The 20,711-nt window shown below is 68.4% G+C and carries 19 protein-coding genes; 14 read left to right on the top strand and 5 right to left on the bottom strand.

Going from position 1 to position 20,711, the window contains the following annotated elements:
• Window positions 1-21: 21 nt before the first annotated feature.
• The 8 genes from AB0M22_RS25085 (at window position 22) to AB0M22_RS25050 (ending at window position 8,180) form a co-directional block, all read left to right on the top strand.
• Entirely contained in the window at window positions 22-1,437 is a 1,416-nt protein-coding gene (locus tag AB0M22_RS25085) for an NlpC/P60 family protein (RefSeq protein WP_364731331.1), read from the top strand.
• A 145-nt stretch (window positions 1,438-1,582) separates the two neighbouring features.
• A complete protein-coding gene (locus tag AB0M22_RS25080) occupies window positions 1,583-2,809 on the top strand; it encodes a MoxR family ATPase (protein WP_364731328.1) in 1,227 nt (408 codons plus the stop codon).
• 26 nt (window positions 2,810-2,835) lie between these two features.
• Entirely contained in the window at window positions 2,836-3,837 is a 1,002-nt protein-coding gene (locus tag AB0M22_RS25075; RefSeq protein ID WP_364731325.1) for a DUF58 domain-containing protein, read from the top strand.
• Window positions 3,834-4,838 (top strand): VWA domain-containing protein, encoded by a 1,005-nt coding sequence (locus AB0M22_RS25070; protein ID WP_364731322.1) that lies wholly within the window; start codon window positions 3,834-3,836, stop codon window positions 4,836-4,838. The genes AB0M22_RS25075 and AB0M22_RS25070 overlap by 4 nt, the downstream gene beginning before the upstream one ends.
• A 78-nt stretch (window positions 4,839-4,916) precedes the next feature.
• Window positions 4,917-5,633 (top strand): 3-oxoacyl-ACP reductase FabG1, encoded by a 717-nt coding sequence (gene fabG1, locus AB0M22_RS25065; RefSeq protein WP_364731320.1) that lies wholly within the window; start codon window positions 4,917-4,919, stop codon window positions 5,631-5,633.
• Window positions 5,634-5,711: 78 nt separating this feature from the next.
• Window positions 5,712-6,548, top strand: coding sequence for an NADH-dependent enoyl-ACP reductase InhA (gene inhA, locus AB0M22_RS25060; RefSeq protein WP_150404436.1), 837 nt, complete (start codon window positions 5,712-5,714; stop codon window positions 6,546-6,548).
• Between the two features lie 17 nt (window positions 6,549-6,565).
• A complete protein-coding gene (locus AB0M22_RS25055; protein WP_364731317.1) occupies window positions 6,566-7,627 on the top strand; it encodes a ferrochelatase in 1,062 nt (353 codons plus the stop codon).
• 70 nt (window positions 7,628-7,697) lie between these two features.
• Window positions 7,698-8,180, top strand: coding sequence for a hypothetical protein (locus AB0M22_RS25050; RefSeq protein WP_364731314.1), 483 nt, complete (start codon window positions 7,698-7,700; stop codon window positions 8,178-8,180).
• Between the two features lie 40 nt (window positions 8,181-8,220).
• Here the strand turns inward: AB0M22_RS25050 and AB0M22_RS25045 are convergent, their stop codons facing one another.
• The 3 genes from AB0M22_RS25045 to AB0M22_RS25035 all read right to left on the bottom strand — a co-directional run bounded on the left by AB0M22_RS25045 (window position 8,221) and on the right by AB0M22_RS25035 (window position 10,896).
• Window positions 8,221-8,973, bottom strand: coding sequence for a serine protease (locus AB0M22_RS25045; protein ID WP_364731312.1), 753 nt, complete (start codon window positions 8,971-8,973; stop codon window positions 8,221-8,223).
• A 189-nt stretch (window positions 8,974-9,162) separates the two neighbouring features.
• Window positions 9,163-9,978 (bottom strand): hypothetical protein, encoded by an 816-nt coding sequence (locus tag AB0M22_RS25040; RefSeq protein WP_364731309.1) that lies wholly within the window; start codon window positions 9,976-9,978, stop codon window positions 9,163-9,165.
• A gap of 90 nt (window positions 9,979-10,068) precedes the next feature.
• On the bottom strand, window positions 10,069-10,896 hold the full coding sequence (locus AB0M22_RS25035) for a DUF3097 domain-containing protein (RefSeq protein ID WP_364731306.1): 828 nt from the start codon (window positions 10,894-10,896) through the stop codon (window positions 10,069-10,071).
• Window positions 10,897-11,017: 121 nt separating this feature from the next.
• Here AB0M22_RS25035 and AB0M22_RS25030 point away from each other — a divergent pair, with 121 nt between their 5' ends.
• From AB0M22_RS25030 to AB0M22_RS25005, 6 genes are all read left to right on the top strand, one after another.
• The gene (locus tag AB0M22_RS25030) at window positions 11,018-11,449 is read left to right on the top strand and encodes an NfeD family protein (RefSeq protein WP_364731303.1); all 432 of its coding nucleotides are present in this window, start codon (window positions 11,018-11,020) and stop codon (window positions 11,447-11,449) included.
• Window positions 11,449-12,789: an SPFH domain-containing protein gene (locus AB0M22_RS25025; RefSeq protein ID WP_364731300.1), complete on the top strand. Its 1,341-nt coding sequence runs from the start codon at window positions 11,449-11,451 to the stop codon at window positions 12,787-12,789. The genes AB0M22_RS25030 and AB0M22_RS25025 overlap by 1 nt, the downstream gene beginning before the upstream one ends.
• A 34-nt stretch (window positions 12,790-12,823) precedes the next feature.
• Window positions 12,824-14,119, top strand: coding sequence for an ABC transporter substrate-binding protein (locus tag AB0M22_RS25020; RefSeq protein WP_364731297.1), 1,296 nt, complete (start codon window positions 12,824-12,826; stop codon window positions 14,117-14,119).
• Entirely contained in the window at window positions 14,116-15,999 is a 1,884-nt protein-coding gene (locus AB0M22_RS25015) for a hypothetical protein (protein ID WP_364731294.1), read from the top strand. Before AB0M22_RS25020 ends, AB0M22_RS25015 begins: the two co-directional genes overlap by 4 nt.
• 232 nt (window positions 16,000-16,231) lie before the next feature.
• Complete coding sequence (locus AB0M22_RS25010; RefSeq protein WP_364731291.1) at window positions 16,232-18,016, top strand: tetratricopeptide repeat protein; 1,785 nt, start codon at window positions 16,232-16,234, stop codon at window positions 18,014-18,016.
• Window positions 18,017-18,259: 243 nt separating this feature from the next.
• The gene (locus AB0M22_RS25005) at window positions 18,260-18,934 is read left to right on the top strand and encodes an O-methyltransferase (RefSeq protein WP_364731288.1); all 675 of its coding nucleotides are present in this window, start codon (window positions 18,260-18,262) and stop codon (window positions 18,932-18,934) included.
• Window positions 18,935-19,063: 129 nt separating this feature from the next.
• Here AB0M22_RS25005 and AB0M22_RS25000 read toward each other — a convergent pair whose 3' ends face one another.
• Window positions 19,064-19,636 carry a 3'-5' exonuclease gene (locus AB0M22_RS25000; RefSeq protein WP_364731286.1) on the bottom strand — a complete coding sequence of 191 codons (573 nt, stop codon included), beginning with the start codon at window positions 19,634-19,636 and terminating at the stop codon, window positions 19,064-19,066.
• A 43-nt stretch (window positions 19,637-19,679) separates the two neighbouring features.
• Complete coding sequence (locus AB0M22_RS24995; protein ID WP_364731284.1) at window positions 19,680-20,675, bottom strand: zinc-binding dehydrogenase; 996 nt, start codon at window positions 20,673-20,675, stop codon at window positions 19,680-19,682.
• Between the last annotated feature and the right edge of the window lie 36 nt (window positions 20,676-20,711).

Below are 20,711 nucleotides of genomic sequence, written 5' to 3'. Positions count from 1 at the left end.
GTCGGGTCCTTGGGAGGTGCGATGCGCAACAACGGCGAAGCCGCCTATCGGCGTCCGCTGGGGATCGCTCTGGGGTTGCTGGTGTCGGTCGCGGTAGTCCTGGCCGGACCCGCCGCCGCGGTGCCGCCCGCCCCGCCGAACCCGAGTGACGGCGAGATCGCCGGTGCCGGAGCCCAAGTCGATGCCGGCGTGACCGAGGTCGGCGGGCTGATCAATCAGGTCGCGGTGGTCGACCAGCAGTTACAGCAGCTCGACAGCGAGGTCGCCCGCAAGCGCGAAGAGGTGAACAAGGCGCTCGTCGACCTGCAGAACGCGCGCGACGCCGCCGACGCGGCCGCCGTCGTCGTCGACAACACCCAGCGCGAATTGGCCGACGCCGGAACGAAAGTCGGCGCGGCCCGGCGCAACTTCGACCAGTTCGCCGCCCAGGCCTACACCCGCCCCGCGGCCGAGTCCATGGTCGTCTACCTAGCCGCGGCCACGCCCGCCGCCGCCCTCGACCAGGCCCAGCTCCTATCCTTGGTCTCGAAGAACCAGCAGCAGGTCCTCGACGGCCTACGCCGCGCGCAGATCGACCAGGGCAACAAGAATTCCAGTGCGCGCCAAGCGAAGTCGGACGCCGACGCGGCCGCCGCGGCCGCCGACCAGGCCAAGCAGGACGCCGAGCACGCGGTGGTCGCCGCCAAGGCCGCGCTCGACCAGCAGACGGTGCAGCGGGACAACCTGCAACGCCAGCGCCAGGATGCGCAGGGCCGCTTGGACTTCGCCCGACAGAACGTGGCCGGATTACAAGGACAGCGTGACGCCTACTTGAACTGGGAGCAGCAGCGCAAGGCCGAAGAGGCCGCGGTGCGCGCCGCGGCCGCGGCCGCCGCCGCCCGCGCCGCCGCCGACCAGAACGCGCAGGGCCGGGCCGGCCAACTCGGCGACGGCAAGCGCCCACATACCCAAATGGAGAACTCGCCACCACCGCGCCGCAGCACCCCGCGTCCGAGCCTGCCGTCGGTCGGCGGCTCCGCGGCGGTCGAGACGGTGGTCGACCGCGCCATGTCTCAGCTCGGCGTCATCTACGCCTGGGGTGGCGGCGACGAGGACGGCCCGACCTACGGCATTCGCGACGGCGGCGTCGCCGACAGCTTCGGCGATTTCAACAAAATCGGTTTCGACTGCTCCGGCCTGATGATCTATGCCTTTGCCGGGATCGGGGTTTCGCTGCCGCACTACAGCGGGTACCAGTACAACGCGGGCACTCGCGTGCCGGTCGATCAGCGCGCCCGCGGCGACATGCTGTTCTGGGGCGCCAACGCCAGCGAGCACGTCGCGTTGTACCTGGGCAACGGGCAGATGATCGAGGCGCCGGAGTCCGGCGAGGTCGTCCGGGTGACGTCGGTGCGCGAGGGTGGCATCATGCCGTACGCGGTGCGGATCGTCAGCTGACGTTTATCCTTCGCCGTGCCGCGGATCGACCGAACCGGACATCTGAAAGCTTTGAATTCCCTTCATGTCGGGTCCGGTTGCGGCACATACGGCCATTACCTGGAATAGTTGTGGCAGCACGCACAGGACCAAGGCGAAAGCGGGGATGTTGGTGACTTCGACAGACGGTGTGAGCGGGGCGAAATTGGCGAAAGATGCGCCAGCGTCCACGCCCGACACCCTGGAGCGTGACGTCCAGACCCTGGAGAAGGCGATCTATGAGGTCAAGCGGGTAATCGTCGGCCAGGATCGGCTGGTCGAACGACTGCTCGTGGGCGTGCTCGCGCGTGGTCACGTGTTGCTCGAAGGCGTGCCCGGCATCGCGAAGACGCTGGCCGTGGAGACCTTCGCCAAGGTGATCGGCGGCTCGTTCTCCCGGGTGCAGTTCACCCCGGACCTGGTGCCCACCGACCTCATCGGTACGCGTATCTACCGGCAGGGCCGCGAGGAATTCGACACCGAGCTCGGCCCGGTCGTGGCGAACTTCGTGCTCGCCGACGAGATCAACCGCGCGCCCGCCAAGGTGCAGTCGGCGCTGCTCGAGGTGATGGCCGAGCGGCACGTCTCGATCGGCGGCAAGACCTACCCGATGCCCAACCCGTTCCTGGTGATGGCGACGCAGAACCCGATCGAGAGCGAGGGCGTGTACCCGCTGCCCGAGGCGCAGCGCGACCGCTTCCTGTTCAAGGTGGTCGTCGACTACCCCTCGGTCGAGGAGGAGCGCGAGATCATCTACCGGATGGGTGTCACCCCGCCGGAGGCGACGCGCATCCTGACCCCGGAAGACGTGGTCCGCCTGCAAAAGGTCGCGGCCACCGTGTTCGTGCACCACGCGCTGGTCGACTACGTGGTCCGGGTGATCGCGGCGACCCGCAAGCCCGCCGACTTCGGCATGCCGGACGTGGCCAGCTGGATCGCCTACGGCGCCTCGCCGCGCGCCAGCCTCGGCATCATCGCCGCGGCCCGCGCCGTCGCGCTGATCCGCGGCCGCGACTACGTGGTGCCGCAGGACGTCGTCGAGGTCATCCCGGACGTGCTGCGTCATCGTCTGGTGCTGTCCTACGACGCGCTGGCCGACGAGATCAGCCCGGAGGAAGTGATCAAGCGGGTGTTGCAGACCGTCGGCATGCCGCAGGTCGCCCCGCAGGCCGTCGCCCCGGGTGCGCCCGCCGCGCCGCCCGCCGGTTCCGGTGCGCCGCAACAGCTTTCGCAGCAGAACGGACCGGCGCCGCAGCCGGCCCAGCAGCCGCAGCAGCAGGGTGTGCCGCAGGCAGTTCCGCAGCCGCCGAACGGGCAGCAGTCCCAGCCCGCCGGCAACGTCCAGAACAAGTGACCGCGGCACCGGAACCGCTTCCCGCAGTGTCTACCCACCCCCAGTCGGCTCCGCCTCCCTACCATCCCCCAGCGGCAAGGTCTTCGCACGCTCCGCCGTCTTTCCACGCGGGCGAGCTGACCGACCCGCGGCTGACCGCGGCGCTGAAAACCCTCGAACTCACCGTGCGCCGCCGGCTCGACGGTGTACTGCACGGCGACCACCTCGGCCTGATTCCCGGACCCGGCTCCGAGCCGGGCGAGGCGCGCACCTATCAGCCGGGTGACGATGTGCGGCAGATGGATTGGTCGGTCACCGCCCGCACCACCCATCCGCACGTGCGGCAGAGCATCGCCGACCGGGAGCTGGAAACCTGGATGGTCGTCGACCTGTCGGCCAGCCTCGACTTCGGCACCGCGCTGTGCCAGAAGCGCGACCTGGCGATCGCCGCCGCGGCCGCCATCACCCACCTCACCAGCGGTGGCGGCAACCGGATCGGCGCCGTCGTCGCGACCGGCGAGGAACTGGTCCGGGTACCCGCGCGCAGCGGCCGGGTGCACGCCCAATCGCTGCTGCGCAGCATCGCGACCACCCCGCACGCCCGCGACGGCGTGCGCGGCGACCTGCGCGGCGGCATCGAATCGCTGCGCCGCCCGCAGCGCAAGCGCGGCCTCGCGGTGATCATCAGCGACTTCCTCGGCGACATCGACTGGCAGCGTTCGTTGCGCGCCATCTCCGCGCGCCACGACCTGCTCGCGGTGGAGGTGCTCGACCCGCGCGACCTGTCGCTGCCCGACGTCGGCGACGTCGTGCTGCACGACCCGGAGACCGGGCGCACCCGCGAATTCAGCGTGACCCCCACGCTGCGCGCCGATTTCGCGGCCGCCGCGCAACGGCACCGGAATCAGGTCGAAGAGGCGTTGCGCAGTTGCGGCGCACCGGTACTCACCCTGCAGACCGATCGGGACTGGATCTCCGACGTGGTCCGGTTCGTGTCCACCCGGCGCCACAGCTTGGGCGCCCCGACCGGGCGGGTGCCACGCCAGTGAGTATTTCGCATTTCACCGCGCAGATCTGGCTCGGTTTCCTGGCCGTCGTCGCGTTGATCGCGCTCGGCTACATCCTGGTCCAGCGCAGCAGGCACAAGCACATGCTGCAGTTCAGCAACATGGAGCTGCTGGAGAAAGTCGCCCCGTCGCGGCCGAGCCAGTTCCGGCACGTGCCGGTCGCGCTGATGCTGGTCGGCCTGGTCTTCCTGACCGTCGCGGCCGCCGGGCCGACGGCGGTCAAGAAGGTGCCGCGCAACCGCGCGACCGTCATTCTGGTGATGGACGTTTCGCTGTCCATGGAGGCCACCGACGTGCCGCCGAGCCGGTTGCAGGTGGCGCAGAAGGCGGGCAAGGAGTTCGTCGACGGGCTCACCCCCGGCATCAACCTCGGCTTCGTCACCTTCGCCGGCACCGCCTCGGTGATGGTCTCGCCGACCACCAACCGGGAAGCCGTCAAGGCCGCTATCGACAACATCAAGCTGGCCGAGCGCACCGCGACCGGTGAGGGCATCTTCACCGCGCTCAATTCCATCGACACCCTGGCCTCCGTGCTCGGCGGCGCGGAGACCCCGCCGCCCGCGCGCATCGTGCTGATGTCGGACGGCAAGCAGACCGTGCCGGACGACAAGGACATCGACAATCCACGCCACGGCTTCACCGCCGCGCGGCTGGCCAAGAACAAGAACATCCCGGTGTCGACGATCTCCTTCGGCACCGAATGGGGGTCGGTGGAGATCCCTGACCAGGACGGACAGGGTTCCCAGCGGGTCAAGGTGCCGGTCGACAACGACTCGCTGCGCGAGATCGCCAAGCTCTCCGGCGGCGATTTCTACACCGCGTCCAGCCTCGCGGAACTGACCGCCGTCTACGACACCCTCGAACAGCAGATCGGTTACGAGATGACCAGGGGTGATGCGAGCAGGCCGTGGCTGTTGCTCGGCATGCTGCTGGTCGCCGCGGGCGTCGTCACCGGATTGCTTTATCGTCAACGCCTGCCGTAACGCCATGCGACTTGTGGCATCTACCAAGGGGTAGAGCCAAGGCGCGGCGTCCGAACCTCACCAGATAGGTTGATCGTCATGTCGAACATCACATCCCGGTCCGTCCTCGTCACCGGCGGTAATCGCGGCATCGGGCTCGCGGTCGCCCAGCGGCTGCTGGCCGACGGTCACAAGGTGGCCGTCACGCATCGTGGATCCGGCGCGCCGGAAGGCATGCTCGGCGTGAAATGCGATGTGACCGATAGTGCTTCGGTCGATGCGGCCTTCACCGAGGTCGAGGAGAAGCAAGGGCCGGTCGAGGTGCTCGTCGCGAACGCGGGCATCACCGATGACACGCTGCTGATGCGGATGACCGAGGAGCAGTTCACCCGGGTCATCGACGCGAACCTGACCGGTGCGTTCCGCTGTGCCAAGCGGGCTAATCGCGCGATGCTGCGGGCGCGTTGGGGCCGGATGATCTTCCTCGGCTCGGTGGTCGGCCTCGGCGGTGGCCCCGGCCAGATCAACTACGCCTCATCCAAGGCCGGTGTCGTCGGTCTGGCGCGTTCGATCACCCGTGAACTCGGCTCGCGCTCGATCACCGCAAACGTCGTCGCACCCGGCTTCATCGAGACCGACATGACCGCGGAGCTGCCGCAGGACATGCGCGACATGGCCAAGAAGTTCATCCCGTTGCAGCGGCTCGGCCAGCCCGAAGACGTCGCGGCCGTGGTCAGCTTCCTGGCCTCCGAGGACTCTCGCTACGTGTCCGGCGCGATCATCCCGGTCGACGGCGGCATGGGCATGGGCCACTGACCTGACGGACCCGGCGGCCATCGAAACCTCGACGGCCGCAAGCAATTCCACACTCGACTCCAGGAGAACCGAAAACTTATGGGCGGACTGCTCGAAGGTAAGACCATTCTGGTCACCGGCATCATCACCGACTCGTCGATCGCGTTCCACGCGGCCGCCGTCGCGCAGGAGCAGGGCGCGAAGGTGATCATCACCGGCATTCCGGAGCGGCTGCGGCTGATCGACCGGATCGCCAAGCGGCTGCCGCAAGAGGTCCCCCCGGCCATCCCGCTCGACGTCACCAACGAGGAAAACCTCGCTGAGCTGGCGGACAAGGTGCGCGAGCTGGCGCCCGAGGGCGTCGACGGCGTGCTGCACTCGATCGCGTTCGCGCCGCGCACCCTGATGGGTCCGGAGGCGCGTCCGTTCCTCGAGGGCCCGGGCCCGGACGCGGCCAAGGCGTTCGAGATCTCCGCGTGGAGCTACGCGTCGCTGGCCCGCGCGGTGCTGCCGGTGATGAACGAGCGCGGCTCGATCGTCGGCATGGACTTCGATCCGCGCACCGCGATGCCGTACTACAACTGGATGGGTGTGGCTAAGGCCGCGCTCGAGTCGGTCAACCGGTACGTGGCGCGAGAGGTGGGCGCCGCCAAGAAGATTCGCTCGAATCTGATCGCCGCCGGCCCGATCAAGACCCTGGCCGCGAAGGCCATCGCGGGCACCGCGACCGACGATGCGGCCAAGCTCAACCAGCTCAACGAGTACTGGGACGGCGCGTCGCCGATCGGCTGGGACGTCGACGACCCGACGGTGGTGGCCAAGTCCATCGTCGCGCTGCTGTCGGACTGGCTGCCGGGCACGACCGCGTCGATCATCTACGTCGACGGCGGAGCCAGCCACAACACCTGGTTCCCCGAGGGCATGTCGATCAACTGATCTCCGAGGAGGGCATTGTGGTTCGGGCTGCTGATGCGCTGCTGCTGCTGTCCTTCGGCGGTCCGGAACGCCCCGAGGACGTGATGCCGTTCCTGGAGAACGTCACTCGGGGCCGGGGTGTGCCGCGCGAACGTCTCGAAGAGGTCGCCAAGCACTACCTGCACTTCGGCGGAGTCTCGCCGATCAACGCGCTCAACCGGGACATCATCGCCGCGGTCGAGGCCGAATTGGCCACGGCCGGAATCGATCTCCCGGTGTACTTCGGTAATCGGAACTGGGCTCCGATGGTGGAGGACACCGTCGCGCGGATGGCCGCCGACGGTGTTCGCTCCGCACTGGTGTTCCCCACGTCGGCGTGGGGTGGGTACTCGGGATGCCTGCAGTATCACGAGGACATCACCAGGGCGCGAACCGCTTTCGGCAACGACGCTCCGGATCTGCTGAAGCTGCGTCAGTACTTCGATCATCCGCTGTTGATCGAGGCCTTCGCCGACGCGATTCGCGCGGCGCGGGAAGAACTTCCGGCGCAACGGCGAGCAGGTGTGCGGCTCGTGTTCACCGCGCACTCCATCCCGATCAGCGCCGACACTGCCGCGGGGCCGCCCGCCGACGGTGGGCACCTGTACAGCCGCCAGGTCGGCGAAGCCGCCCGATTGGCTGCCGCCGCAACCGGTTTCACCGATTACGACGTGGTCTGGCAGTCGCGCTCGGGACCGCCGCAGGTGCCGTGGCTCGACCCGGACATCGTCGATCATCTCGATGATCTGGCCGCCAAGCAGGTCGAGGCGGTCATCGTCTGCCCCGTCGGTTTCGTGTCCGATCACCTCGAGGTGATCTGGGACCTGGACAACGAGGCAAAGGAGAAGGCCGCCGAACTCGGCATGGCGTTCGCCCGCGCCGCCACCCCCGGCACCGACCCGCGCTTCGCTCGGCTGGTCGTCGAATTGATCGATGAGCAGCTGAACGACACCGCCTCCCGGCACCTCGGCGAGGTCCCCGGCTACGGCTGCACGCTGAACGGCACGCCCTGCGCCATCGGTTGCTGTGCGCCGCAGCGGCGTCCAGCGGTCGTCGAGTGACGCGAATCGACTTGCGATAGCATCGCTTCGCCTTCGGAGAAAGCCGAAGCGGGGCGAAAGATGAAATTGGATGAACTATACCGAAATGTTGACCACCGGGCTGCTCGATCCGCAAGTCTGGTCCGACCAGAGTGTGTGGGCGGCCGGACTGGAGACGACCGAAGCTCGACGCCGCGGTAGCCATGGGGGGAACAGCGGCGGCTCGTGGGTGGTCGGGTTCGTGTGTCTCGGCCTGGTGTTGGTCGGCATCGTGGTGCTGGTCGTGATCTCACGCAAGAAGAACTCGAACAATAACCAGCAGACGCAGTTCCCGCAGCAGCATAATGCGCCGCAGCCGTATCAGCAGCAGTATGGCGGGCAGCAGCAATACCCGGGTCAGCAGCAGCAATATGGTCAGCAGCCGTATCCGGGCCAGCAGCAGCAGTATTCACCGCAGCAGTACCAGGGGCAGCAGCCCTATCCGGGCCAGCCGTACGCGCCGCAACAGCAGTACCAGCAGCCGTACACGCCGCAGCAGCCGCGACAGCAGTACCCGCAGCAGCCGTATCAGTAGGCCGGTGCGGCACTGAGCTGACGCACGAGCTGTCCGCCGTTCAGAACGTGACGGCGGACAGTTTCGTGTAGACCCCCGGAAAGCCCGGGCGGGCAGCGCCTTTGCCCCACGAGGTGAGGCCGGCCAACTGTCCGTCGACGAGAAGCGGTCCGCCACTGTCGTATTCGGCGGTGTCGGCCTCGGGGGAGCCGGCGCACAGCATCTCGTTCGGATCGAACGCGGAGCCGTACGCGGCGGCGCAGTCGGCATCCGGCACGAGCGGAACGGTGGCGCTGCGCAGATGGGTGTTCGACTCGTCGGACTCCGACGTCGCACCCCAACCGAGAATCGTTCCGGTGTTCGCCTGCGCGGCAGCGACTTTCACGAACGGACCGGGTTGCGGGCGATCCAGCGTAAGGATGGCCAGATCGTTGTGATGCACGGTCTCGCCGTCGAAGTCGGTGTCATTGAAGCCGGGATGAATCCGAATGTCCTTGACATGCACCTGGACTCCATCGGAGCCGCGCAAGTCGGTGCGCCCGAACGTCACCGTGACCGCCTGCGCGACCAACTGCGCGAGCGAAACACAATGCGCTGCGGTGAGCACCTGATCGGGGGCGATCAGCGCCCCGCCGCAGAACTGCCCGGACGGCCTGGTGAAGAACAGCGGACTACCGACCGCGCCGAGCCACGGATACGCGCTGGCCTCGGCCTCCGTACCACCGACGATCGCCGAAGCGGGCGCCGCGGCGGGCAAGCCGAGCGCGAGCAACGCGGCGACCAGGGTCGCGGCGCCGCGACGGGGGAGTTGCATGTCATACCGCCTGCTGAGAGGGCCGGAGTGTCGATTCATTCAAGCAGATATATCGCCGCCATGACCGTTCGGCCAGGTCGCGACCGCGCGGACGCGGCGAGTGATCGCGCAGTCGCCTGAGGTCGTCGTGTCCGCAGTTGCCGCAGCGACGGAGCAGCGGGCGCCATCGAGATCAGGCAGCGCTCGGGCTCACGGAGTACTGCGGGCGGCCGCGTGAATCGCCACCAATCGCGCGGCGCGGATCGCGTCCCACAACGGGCGTAGTAGTGACTCCTGTGCGCCGATGGCACTCGCCGAGGTCGGTGAGGATGCCGGTTCTCGTTGCGCCACAGTCAATATCGCTGCCACGTGATCGGCGGTGTCGAGAATCTTCCTGGCGCGCAACGGGATCGAGTCCGGGTAGTCGTGCCGGGAGTAGTCGGCGAGCTCGGCCTCGATGAGTTCGCGCGGATCCGAGTCGGCCGAACCGACCGACGTGGTGTGCAGTTGCAGCAGCGCGTCGGCGGCGTCGCGGACCGCTTCGCGCATCGCGTATTCGGCCTCGCCGAGCGACATGTCCTGCCCGGGCACCGGCGGAATCGGCGTGCTGTAGACGGCCCACTGCAACGTGTCGTCGTCGGTCCACTGCGGGATCAAACCGGTGCCCTCGGTACCGGGTACGCCGATCAGCAGACCCTCTTCCGCCTCGATCGCGTCGGCGGCGAACGCGGTGCCGGTGGGCAGGCCGCGCACGTCGCCTGGCACCGGCAGCACCAGCCGCAGCTGCGCGCCGGGCTGGGCCATGCTTTCCCGAATCACCTTGAGCAGCGCCATCATTCCGGTGCCGGGCAGGTTACCCCGCGACGACCACGGCAGGTCGGTGCGACCACCCGTGACCGGGTCACCGGCGGCGATGGTGTGCTGGGGCGCCCACGCGTGCAGGGCCTCCAGGACGTCGTCGGGCGCGCTACAGCCGGCCAGCCAGGAGCCGGCCCACACCGTCAGCGTGGCACTAGGAGAGCACATAATTATCGAGCATAAAGGGTGACGGTTATTCGCGGGCATTCCCGGAAAGGGCATTCCTGAGCAGCGGCGCGAGCGGCCAGGTTGGACGGGTTATTCCGGTTCTGTGACGAAGTCGATGAGCCGCTCGACCGCGCCGATGAGCGGAGCCTCCAAGTCGCGGAAGGATTCCACCGAGCCGTAGACGCGCCGCCACCCTTCCTGCGGGGTGCCCCAGCCGAGCCGATCACAAATGCCGGTTTTCCAGTCTTCGCCGCGCGGCACGTTCGGCCACGCCTCGATCCCGACCGTCGCGGGCCGGACTGCCTGCCAGACGTCGATGAACGGATGTCCGGTGACGAGCACGTTCGGACCGAGTCCGGTGGTGAGCTGAGTTTCCTTGGACCCGGTGACCAGATGGTCGACCAGCACCCCCACCCGGCGGCCGGGTCCCGGCGCGAACTCGGTGAGCCGCTCGCCCAGATTGTCCAGTCCCTCCAGGTGTTCGACGACCACGCCCTCGACCCGCAGATCGTGCCCCCACACCCGCTCGACCAGCGCCGCGTCGTGCACGCCCTCCACCCAGATCCGGCTGGTCCGGGCGACCCGCGCGCGCAGGCCCTCGACCCGGGTGGAACCGGAGGCCGAGCGCGTCTCCTTCTTCGGCGCGGCGGCCGTCGGCCGGATCAACGTGACCGGCTCGCCGTCGATCAGGAACGCCGCCTCGCGCATCGCGAACAGCCGCACCGCTCCGCGCGCGTCCTCGAGTTTGACGAACTCGCCGTCGTAGCTGCGATCGAAACCGACCACGGCGCCGCAGAATCCGCTGGCCGCGTCCTCCACGACCAGGTCGCGGTCCGCCGTCACCTGCGGTACCACCCGTTTTCTGGCGCGTGCGTGGCCGGCGAAGATGTCACCGCCATAGCTGTCATGTCCGCTCACCCGCCCGAACCTAGCAGGCGGGGAACCACATTCGACCCGTGCACGCGGCGAGACAACTTTTGCGACACGTACCCGCGGCAAGAGCACCGGCGCGGCGCGAAAGCGCACTAGAGTGGTTTTCGTGGCCGCAATAGTTTGGCTGGTCGCGGGGATTCTGCTCGCGGCGGCGGAGATGCTCACCGGTGACCTGACGCTGCTCATGCTCGGTGTCGCCGCGCTGGGCACCGCGGGGGTCAGCGCGGTCGCGGATACCACGCTGGTGGTGGATGCCGTCGTCTTCGGCGTGCTCACGCTGCTGCTGTTCCTCGGTGTGCGCCCGCTGCTGCGCCGCCGGTTCGGCACCCCGCCGCCGACGCCGACGAACGTGGATGCGTTGCAAGGCAAGTCGGCGACGGTGCTGGAGGAGGTGGCCGCGCACACCGGCCAGGTGAAGCTGGGCGGCGAGGTCTGGACCGCGCGGCCGATGGACGAGTCCGAGGTTTATGAACCGGGTACGAAGGTGTATGTCATGAGGATCGAAGGCGCGACCGCCGTCGTCTGGAAGGGGCCGTAATGGCTGTACTGATCGTTGCCGCCGTACTCGTGTTGTTGATTGTGGTGGTGGTGTTCAAGTCGATCGCGCTGGTGCCGCAGGCCGAGGCGGCGGTGATCGAGCGGCTCGGGCGGTATTCGCGCACCGTGTCCGGTCAGCTGACGTTCCTGGTCCCGTTCGCCGATCGGATTCGCGCCAAGGTCGATCTGCGCGAGCGGGTGGTGTCCTTCCCGCCGCAGCCGGTGATCACCGAGGACAACCTCACCCTGCACATCGACACCGTGGTGTATTTCCAGGTGACCAGCCCGCAGGCCGCGGTCTACGAGATCAGCAACTACATCGCCGCGGTCGAGCAGCTCACCGTCACCACGCTGCGCAACGTGGTCGGCGGCATGACCCTGGAACAGACCCTGACCTCCCGCGATCAGATCAACGGCCAGCTGCGCGGCGTGCTGGACGAGGCGACCGGACGCTGGGGCCTGCGGGTGGCGCGCGTCGAGCTGAAGAGCATCGACCCGCCCGCGTCCATCCAGGAGTCGATGGAAAAGCAGATGAAGGCCGACCGCGAGAAGCGCGCGATGATCCTCACCGCCGAGGGCACCCGCGAATCGCAGATCAAGATGGCCGAGGGTTCCAAGCAGGCGCAGGTGCTCTCCGCCGAGGGCGCCAAGCAGTCGGCGATCCTGGAGGCCGAAGGTGAACGGCAGAGCCGCATCCTGCGCGCGCAGGGTGAGCGGGCCGCCTCCTACCTGCAAGCGCAAGGTCAGGCCAAGGCCATCGAAAAGGTCTTCGCCGCAATCAAGAACGGCAAGCCGACGCCGGAACTGCTTGCCTACCAATACATGCAGACGCTGCCGATGGTCGCGCGCGGCGACGCCAACAAGGTGTGGCTGGTGCCGAGCGACTTCGGCAAGGCCCTCGAGGGCTTCGCCACCAGCTTCGGCAACAAGGGCGAGGACGGCATCTTCCGCTACGAGGCGCCCACCTCCGACGGCGAACCGACCAAGGTCGAGGACGACTCCGAGGACGTCGCGGACTGGTTCGACACCGCGCCCGACCCGGCCATCGAACGCGCGGTCCGCGCGGCCGAGGAGACCGCCCGCAAGCCGGTGGACGGCCTGATGTCCCCGCCGCCCGGCGCGCCGCGGCAGGCGTCGCCGCATCAGTCGGTGATGTCCGCGCAGGAGAAGGACTACCCGCCGCGGGAAGAGTCGCAGCCGCAGTCGCCACCGCCGCAACAGCAGTTGCCGCAACAGCAGCCGCCGGCGCAGCAACAACCGCAGCAGCCGCAGCAGCCGGCCTACCGCCCCGACGATCCGCACGGCCGGCCGTGGCAGCCGCCGGAGAACTTCTCGAAGTAGGCGCTCGCACGACGTAGGTGGGTTCCGGGGGGCTATGCGAACCAGGCGGGAACTGTTGCAAGTGGCGCTGATCGCGCCGCTGGCCGCCGCCTGCGCGCCGAACCTGCTGCTCGGCAACCCCGGTGCGGTCCGCATCGGGGTGTCGTGGAGCGGGTCCGAACTCGCGGCGTTCCGCGCGGTGCTCGCCCGCCTCGACTACCACCACGAGGTGGACGTCGTCCCGCTCGGCGACGAGATCGAGACCGCGTTCACGGCGGGTGGTCGCTCGGCGCCGGACATCGTGATGCTGCCGCAGGCGGGCCGGGTGCGCCCGCTCGCCGAGCAGCGCAAACTACGGCCCGTCGCCGACGAACTGTGGTCCGACGAACTCGGCTCGCGCTACCCGGAAGTGTGGCGACAGTTGGTGCAGCACAACGGGAAACCGTACGCCGTGCCGTTCAAGGCGGCGGACAAGTCGATGGTCTGGTACGACCGCCAACTCGTCGAGAAATACCGCCTCGGCGACCCGCTCGGCTGGACGCTCGCCGACTGGCTGGACCGCATGGAGGTGCTCGCCGAGACCCCGGTCCGGCTGCTCGCCCTCGGCGCCGCGGATGGCTGGGTGCTCACCGACGTGTTCGAGAACGCGTTGCTCGCCGAGTCACCCAGGATCTATGACGAAGTGGCGACCGCCCGAACCGACCGCACTTGGGAAAGCCCCGCGGTGCGGGCCGCGTTCGGCCACCTCGGCTCGCTATGGGGACACCGGCATGCGTTCCCCGGCGGCATCGCCTCCGCCTTGACCCGCCAATTTCCGGACGCGGTCCGCGAGGTCTTCGAGCATCGACGGGCGGTGATGGTGGTGGAGCCGGACTTCGCCGAACCGATCGTCCGGGCGGCCGTACGCCGGTCCGGGCGGCGCGTCGAAGACGTGGTCGGCGTCGCCGCCTTCCCGGCCGTCGCGGCCGGGCCGGATGCGCCACGGATCGTCGGCGGCGACGTGATGGTGGTGACCGAGTCCGCCTCCGATCGCGCCATGGACCTGGTCAAGGCGCTTGCCGACCCGGCCGCGCCGCTGCCCTGGATCAAGGACTACGGCGGCTTCATCGCCCCGAATCTCCGGACGAACGCACAATATTCGCCGTTCCTCGAACCAGCGGCCCGCATCCTGCGCACCCGCACCGCCTTCGACCTGTCCGATCGGATCGGCGCGGTCGGCGGCCGGAACGGGTTGTGGCGCATACTGACCGACTTCCTGATCGCGGTGGGAGACGGGCGGATCGAACGGCTCGACGAGGCGACCGATCGGGCGATCGCCGCGCTCGACGCGGTGGATCGGGGGCGGCGATGACGGGGCCGAGCGGGAATGCGACGCGGACCGGTCCACCCGAATTCAAGCCGCACGGGCTGGCATTGGAACTCGCCACCCGCCGGATGCGCGGGCCGCTGGTCGCGGGGAGCCATCCGCGGCGGTGGGTCGGTTGGGCGGCCGGGCTGCCCGCGACCGTGCTGACGGTGTCGCTGATCGCGGTGCCGGTGGTGTGGACGGTGGTGCTCGCCGTGCGGGCGCGGCCGCTGGTGGTCGGTTCGTGTCTGTTGGTCGCGGTCGGCGCAGTCGGCTTGACGCTGCTTGTCCGGCATTGTTCGCATCCGGCACTTCGGTTGGGGCTGTGGCCGATTCCGGGCAGGCTTGTGGCCGCGGGGCTGTGGCCGATCCCGAGTGTGCCGGTTGTCGCTGGGCTGTGGTTGCTCGGCACCGCCCTGGGGCGGGACGGCAGTTGGGCGTACCTGCGCACGCTGGTGTGGGTGCTGTTCGGGGTGGTGCTGCTGGCGGTCGCGATGGGGATCGCTTGGTGGGGAAGGGATTCACGGTGGTTGTGGCGGCCGTTGATCGTGCCGTTCGGGATCTCCGCGGTCGTTTCCGGCGTCGCGTTTCGCTTGATCTTCCAGTATCTCGGTGACAGGCTCGGGATCGAAAGCGTTGGGGTATACCGATTCTGGTTCGCGGCGATGCTGGGTTTCGCGTTCCTGTGGACCTGGCTCGGCTTTGTCACCGGGCTGTTCCGCGCCGGTATCCGCGCCGTCGAGAGCGATCCGGCGCGTGTCGGTGATCTGCATCGCAGGGGTAAGCCATTGCCGTTGCGGCTCTATGTATTGCTGCGCCCGGTAGTGCTGATCGTCGGGCTGGCCGTCGGCGTCGCCGCGGCGAGGGTGTTCGACGTGGTGCTGATCGGGGTGCCTGGTTCGATGCAGTACCAGGTCGACAGCGCGACCGTGCACTGGTGGCGATTGGCCGTCGACTCGGATGTCGATGCGGGTGTGGCTGCGGCCTACGGATTTCCGCTCGCCGTGCTGGTCGGATTCCTGGGCTGGCTGCTGCAACACGATGTGGGTAAGCACCGGACCAACTGGTCCGCGCCGACGGACCGGCAGCGGCCCGCGGCGTGGCAACCGCCGAAGCCGCTTCGGGTCCTCGGGATGCTGACGGTATCCGGGGTGGCGTTGTTCCCGATCGTCGCGCTGATCCTGACCATGCTGCGGGACCGGGACGGCTGGGGCTTCGGCGCGCTCACCCGCATGTGGCGCGACCCCGCACTGCTGCGCTCACTGGAGACGACGGCATGGGTGGCGGCCCTGGCCACGCTTGTCGTGGTGGCCGCTTCGGTGCCGGTCGCGTATCGCCTTGCGGCACTGCGGCCGAACCGTCCCGCCTCCGGCATCGCGGTGGTCTTCCTGGTGGTGCTCTCGGTACTGCCGGTGCAGAGTTACCTCGGCCCGGTGAACGCCTTCATCGACAGCTACGGCCTCTCCGGCACCCGAATCCCGTTGATTCTGCTGCATGCTGCGGCCGGCCTGCCGGTCGCCATCCTCGTTCTGCGCGGCGCCCTGCTTGCCCCGCCGGGTAGCCCCGCCGCCGATGCCCTGCACGGCCTGGCCGGCCCGGGAACAATCGCCCGACGGGTGCTGACCTCCGCGGGCCCGGCCCTCGTCGCGGTCGCGGTGCTCGAATTCATCCAGGTCTGGAACGATTTCGTGATCGGTCTACTGATCAGCGGTGCGGGCGCGACACCGTGGTCACTGCTGCTCTGGGGCGAAGCACGCCAATTCGGCGAGAACTCGGCGCAATTGGCGGCCGGCGCGCTGATGTCGGCGATCCTGCCCGTTGCGCTGGTGCTGGCCACCTGGCGGCGCTGGCTGGTGCCCGGCCTCACCGGTGGAGCGCTGCGATGATTCGTGTCGCTGGCGCAGAAGACGCAGCGCGGCAGCAGGTCTCGGCGGCACTGCCCGGAGCCGTCCGCGTTGAGTGGCGGGCCGTTGCGATGAGTCGGCCCGGTGACTCCGAACGCTCGGCGCGGCAACCTGCCTCGGCGGTGGTCTGCGCGGCAGCACGATCAACCGATGTCGCGGCCAGTGGCGCGGTGGCGCCGCTGGAGATGTTCGCACTCGACGGCGGGAGCCGGCGATGAGTCAGGCCACCTCACCCGAGCAGCCGGTGGCGTCGTCGGTCGAGTCGAGCACGCCGAGATCCTCTATCTGGCAAGGGTTTCTAGGCACGGCCTCGGTGGTGGCCTATGCGCTGCTGTTCGAGCTGGCGCGCAATCTGGTGTTGAATTCGCTAGGGGAGAGTACCGCGGTCAAGCTGGCGGCGGGGACATTGCGGTGGCTGTCGGTGCTCGTCGTTGCCGCCGCGGCAGTCTATGTGGGGTACCGGTTCGTTCAGCGGTACCGCGAAAGAATCCGCACGGCCAACGAACTCGCGCTGATCGCGGATCTGGTGGAACCGGGGCCGCGGGTTCTTACGGAGGCTCCGGACCCGGGCTCGCCTCCGGCTCCGGACCCGGCTCGGTACGAACCGCACACCGATCCGGAGTGGACCGATGAGGTGATGGCGGTGGTACGGCAGCTGGGCGTGTATGAATTCGAAACGGCCGCTTTGCTTGCCATGTTGACCGCGGCGCTCGACGCACCGGCTCATCGGCCGGCTGAGCAGGAGGAGCAGCGTGCGCCGGGTGAGCAGCCATCGGCTGCCGCGGTACTGCTCGACAACCTACTGCGGCACACGCCGCCTATATTGGAAATTGTTGGTGCGCAACGTTATCGAGTGCTCGTGCTGCCTAAGTATCCCGAACGTGACGAGGTGATCGGACAGGCACGGTGGCCGATGGCGGTGACCGCTCTGGTCCACCATTACGCCGACCTGACAACTCAGTGGGCATTCGCGCTGGATTCGGTGCGTTTCGCCGCGGGGGCGCGACGCTGGTTCGAGGCTCAGGAGCCGAACCTGAGTGCGCTCGTGACCGCCTGTGTGTCGCTCGGCGAGGACATACCGGCGACCGCGGTGGCGGAACTGGTACGGATCGGGGACGCGCTGGACGGGTGGTATGCCCGAACCGGCGACGGGGACAGCCAGGCCGCGCGGGCCGCCCAACTGTGTTCCGTGCACGGGATGAAAGAGATTGTGCTGCACGGGGATCTGGCGCAGATGCGAGCGGGTCAGCTGCGTGGGCGGCCGAAGCGCTACCGGCCTCGCGATCTTTCCACCAGCTTGGCCGCGAGATGGGAACACCAGCAGGCGCTGCGCCTGCTGAGTCGATCGCGCCGCCGCCGTCGATCGCGCCGCCGACGGTCCGAGCGCCGGTGGCAGCGAGTCCTGCCCCGGGTGGCTGACCGATTGGAGGCATCCTGGTGGTTGCTGCCGCGGGAAGACGTGGCCGGTGAGGTCTGTGCGCTGATCAACCTGGCCGTCGTGCACATCTATCAGGGCCGGCTCGAAGCCGCCCAGGACCGCCTCGAACTGGCCGAATCACTGACCCGCAGCGGCCGCGACCCCGACGGCCGCGCCCACATCCGGGAGACCATGGGGATCGCGTGGTGGGCGCGCGGTGAGTTTCGCCGCGCGTTGCGCTGCTGGCAGCAGGCGCTGACCGGCTACCGCACCTTGGCTGACGACCTCGGCATCGCCCGTTGCCTGCAACACCTCGGCTCCGCCGCAGTCGTCGCCCCGGAGCGTGGTGGCACCTTACTCAGCGTCGAGCAATCCGTATCCGACATCGAAGTCCGACGCCAAGCCAGTGGTTGGCTGGCGGAAGCCCACCGGCTGCACACCGAGCACAACCTGCACGACCAGAACAGCGAGTGCTACGCCCAACGCTATATCGCGAAAGCCCGTTCAGCCTTGGCCGACACCGGAGTCGACGTCCTGCGCCACATCGACCTCTGGCCCCTGCCCGTCGCCGACCCCCACTGACCCGCCGCCCACGAGCGGCCTGGCCGCGCGCGTGCCGCCGCCCACCGCGCGCGTGCTGGCGCCCACCGCGCGCGAAATCTGCACTCTCTCTCGGGATCCGCACTCGCTATACGGCCCTATTCCGAGTGCGGATCCCGAGTCCAGGTGCGGATCTTCGGCGAGCGGGGCACCCGAGTGTCTCGTTGGTCATGATCGGGTGTGGATGTTGGGGAGGGGGTCGGTTTCGGTGGCAGACTGCGAGGTATGACGACTACCGAATGGGACGATGTGGATCGCTACATCGTGGACACTCTGGTGCAGGATGCGGACACGGCGGCGGCGTTGCAGGCGAACACAGCGGCGAACCTGCCTGCGATCGACGTGTCGCCGCCGCAGGGGAAGTTTCTGTATCTGCTCGCGGTGACGGCGCGGGCGCGGCGGGTGCTGGAGATCGGCACGCTCGGCGGGTACAGCACGATCTGGCTGGCCCGCGCGGTCGGGGAGAAGGGCCAGGTGGTGACCCTCGAATTCCAGCAGGCGCATGCCGATGTCGCGCGCAAGAACCTCGACAACGCGGGTGTGGGCGAGCGGGTCGACATTCGCGTCGGCGCGGCCCTGGACAGCCTCCCGGTGCTGGCCGAGGAGCACCCGGAGCCGTTCGACCTGGTGTTCATCGACGCGGACAAGGTCAACAACTCGAACTACGTCCAGTGGGCGCTGAAGCTCACCAAGCCGGGTTCGGTGATCATCGTGGACAACGTCGTGCGCAAGGGTGGTCTCGCCGACGCGGACTCCCAAGACGAGATGATCCGCGCCAGCCGCGCCGTCGTCGAGCTGTTCGACACCGAGCCGACCCTCGAGGGGACCGTCGTGCAGACCGTCGGCAGCAAGGGCTGGGACGGGTTCGCCTACGCGGTGGTGAAGGGCGAGACGGACTGAACTCGGTAAGATCGCGGGCGACTGCGCCGAGGTCGTCCGCGATCAATTACCCAGCGCGCGAGCGGCGTTCGCACCGCGCAGCGGCGGCACGTTGCGATGCCCGCCCAGCGCCTAGCGGAGGCCGTCGGCTCAATCCGTACTAGTCACGCGCCAAGCTCCCCGCCCAGCGATGTCGAGCACCAGCGCCGCGATGTTCCACGCGTCGTCCTCGCCCCGGTGATGCCGACCTTCGAGCGGCAGCCCGGCGATATGCAGCGCGCCGGCCATCCCTTGCCTACGTTTCAGCTCGTAAGCCTCGTTGAACACCAGCTTGGCGTTGGTGTGCCGATGCCCGAACGGATACGCCGTACCGGTGGCCTGGCATTGGCTCAGGAACTGTTTGCGGTCGTAGTCACCCCAACTGGCCCACGGCCGGATACCGGACTCGTGCTCGGTGGCCAACAACCGGCAGGCCTCGGCAAATGACACCCCCGTATCGACCTCATCCTGAGTAAGCCCGGTCAGTTCGGTACAGAATTCACTCACCGTCGAACGCGCGGGCCGCACCAGAATCCGGTGCTTGCCGTGCCGCGCACCCGATGCCAAATCCACCACGGTCAAACCGATTTCGATGATCTCGCTCACCGCACCGGGTGGCGTCTTGCCGTCCCAGCAGGTCGCCTCGACATCGACGACATTGAGCAGCCCCATGTTTCCTCCCATGGATGTCGAGCCTAAGGAGGAAACACGAGGTGGCTCAATCGGTTTAAGGAATCAGCACGACCTTGCCGACCGTCGCCCGCGTCTCCAGAGCACGGTGCGCGGCGGCGGCATCGGCCAGCGAGAACTCCTGCACCGCGGGCCGCAACCGCCCGGCCGCCGCTTCCGCCATAGCGCGATCCTCGAGCACTCGAATGTCCCCGCCGGCGCGCTGGATCATCGGCGGCCCGAGCACGAACTCGGAGGTGATGCCGCGAGCAGCCAGTTCCTCCCCGGAAAACGTCAGTGCGGTCGCATCTTTCGGACTTTGCCCGGACGCACCGAATACCAGATGCTGACCACCCTTACCCAGCAGATCGATGGCGGCGCGAGCCGTCTCGGCGCCTACCGAATCGAAAAGAACTGTCGCACGCCGATCTCCGAGGAAACCTCGGACCTGTTCCGGCCAGTCGGCAAGCAGATAGTCGACGGCAAGATCGGCGCCATTGCGTTGCACCAGTTCGACTTTCGCGGGACCACCGGCGAGACCGATCACCGTCGCCCCGGCGTTCTTCGCGAATTGCACCAGCAGCGTGCCGATTCCGCCCGCGGCGGCCGTCACGATCGCAATGCTGTCCGCCCCGAGTTCGGTGAATTGCAGAATGCCCACGGTCGTTCGCCCGGTGCCGATCATCGCCACCGCTTCGGCCGGCCCGAGACCGGCCGGAATCTCATGCAGCCGAGCCGCTTCCGCCACCGCGAGTTCGGCGTATCCGCCGGGTTCCATGCCCAGATGTGCGACCACCCGTTTACCGACCCACCCCGGATCGACGTCGGCGCCCACCGCATCGATCGTCCCGGCGACCTCGCGACCGGGAATGGTAGGCAGTTCCGGCACCGGGTACGGCCCCGGCAACCCCTTGCGCAATGCCGTATCGATCAGATGGACCCCGGCCGCCGCCACGGTGATTCGCACCTGACCGGCCCCCGGACTCGGATCGGGAACGGTTTCGTAGCGCAAATTGTCGGCCGGGCCGAAGGCATGAAGGCGAATCGCGTGCACGGTGGCTCCTGTTCGGTAGGGACGCCAACCACCGTG

Source organism: Nocardia sp. NPDC051756, assembly GCF_040681495.1.
Classification (GTDB): domain Bacteria; phylum Actinomycetota; class Actinomycetes; order Mycobacteriales; family Mycobacteriaceae; genus Nocardia.
The sequence above is the reverse complement of the archived record's forward strand: the minus strand, read 5'-3'. Positions and strand labels throughout refer to the sequence as shown.

What these genes read in the sequence shown, in the direction of transcription:
- AB0M22_RS25085 (WP_364731331.1), top strand. Translation starts at nt 22, where the DNA reads ATGCGCAACAACGGCGAAGCCGCCTATCGGCGTCCGCTGGGGATCGCT.
- AB0M22_RS25080 (WP_364731328.1), top strand. Translation starts at nt 1,583, where the DNA reads ATGTTGGTGACTTCGACAGACGGTGTGAGCGGGGCGAAATTGGCGAAA.
- fabG1 (WP_364731320.1), top strand. Translation starts at nt 4,917, where the DNA reads ATGTCGAACATCACATCCCGGTCCGTCCTCGTCACCGGCGGTAATCGC.
- inhA (WP_150404436.1), top strand. Translation starts at nt 5,712, where the DNA reads ATGGGCGGACTGCTCGAAGGTAAGACCATTCTGGTCACCGGCATCATC.
- AB0M22_RS25050 (WP_364731314.1), top strand. Translation starts at nt 7,698, where the DNA reads ATGAACTATACCGAAATGTTGACCACCGGGCTGCTCGATCCGCAAGTC.
- AB0M22_RS25045 (WP_364731312.1), bottom strand. Translation starts at nt 8,973, where the DNA reads ATGCAACTCCCCCGTCGCGGCGCCGCGACCCTGGTCGCCGCGTTGCTC.
- AB0M22_RS25040 (WP_364731309.1), bottom strand. Translation starts at nt 9,978, where the DNA reads ATGTGCTCTCCTAGTGCCACGCTGACGGTGTGGGCCGGCTCCTGGCTG.
- AB0M22_RS25025 (WP_364731300.1), top strand. Translation starts at nt 11,449, where the DNA reads ATGGCTGTACTGATCGTTGCCGCCGTACTCGTGTTGTTGATTGTGGTG.
- AB0M22_RS25020 (WP_364731297.1), top strand. Translation starts at nt 12,824, where the DNA reads ATGCGAACCAGGCGGGAACTGTTGCAAGTGGCGCTGATCGCGCCGCTG.
- AB0M22_RS25015 (WP_364731294.1), top strand. Translation starts at nt 14,116, where the DNA reads ATGACGGGGCCGAGCGGGAATGCGACGCGGACCGGTCCACCCGAATTC.
- AB0M22_RS25010 (WP_364731291.1), top strand. Translation starts at nt 16,232, where the DNA reads ATGAGTCAGGCCACCTCACCCGAGCAGCCGGTGGCGTCGTCGGTCGAG.
- AB0M22_RS25005 (WP_364731288.1), top strand. Translation starts at nt 18,260, where the DNA reads ATGACGACTACCGAATGGGACGATGTGGATCGCTACATCGTGGACACT.
- AB0M22_RS25000 (WP_364731286.1), bottom strand. Translation starts at nt 19,636, where the DNA reads ATGGGAGGAAACATGGGGCTGCTCAATGTCGTCGATGTCGAGGCGACC.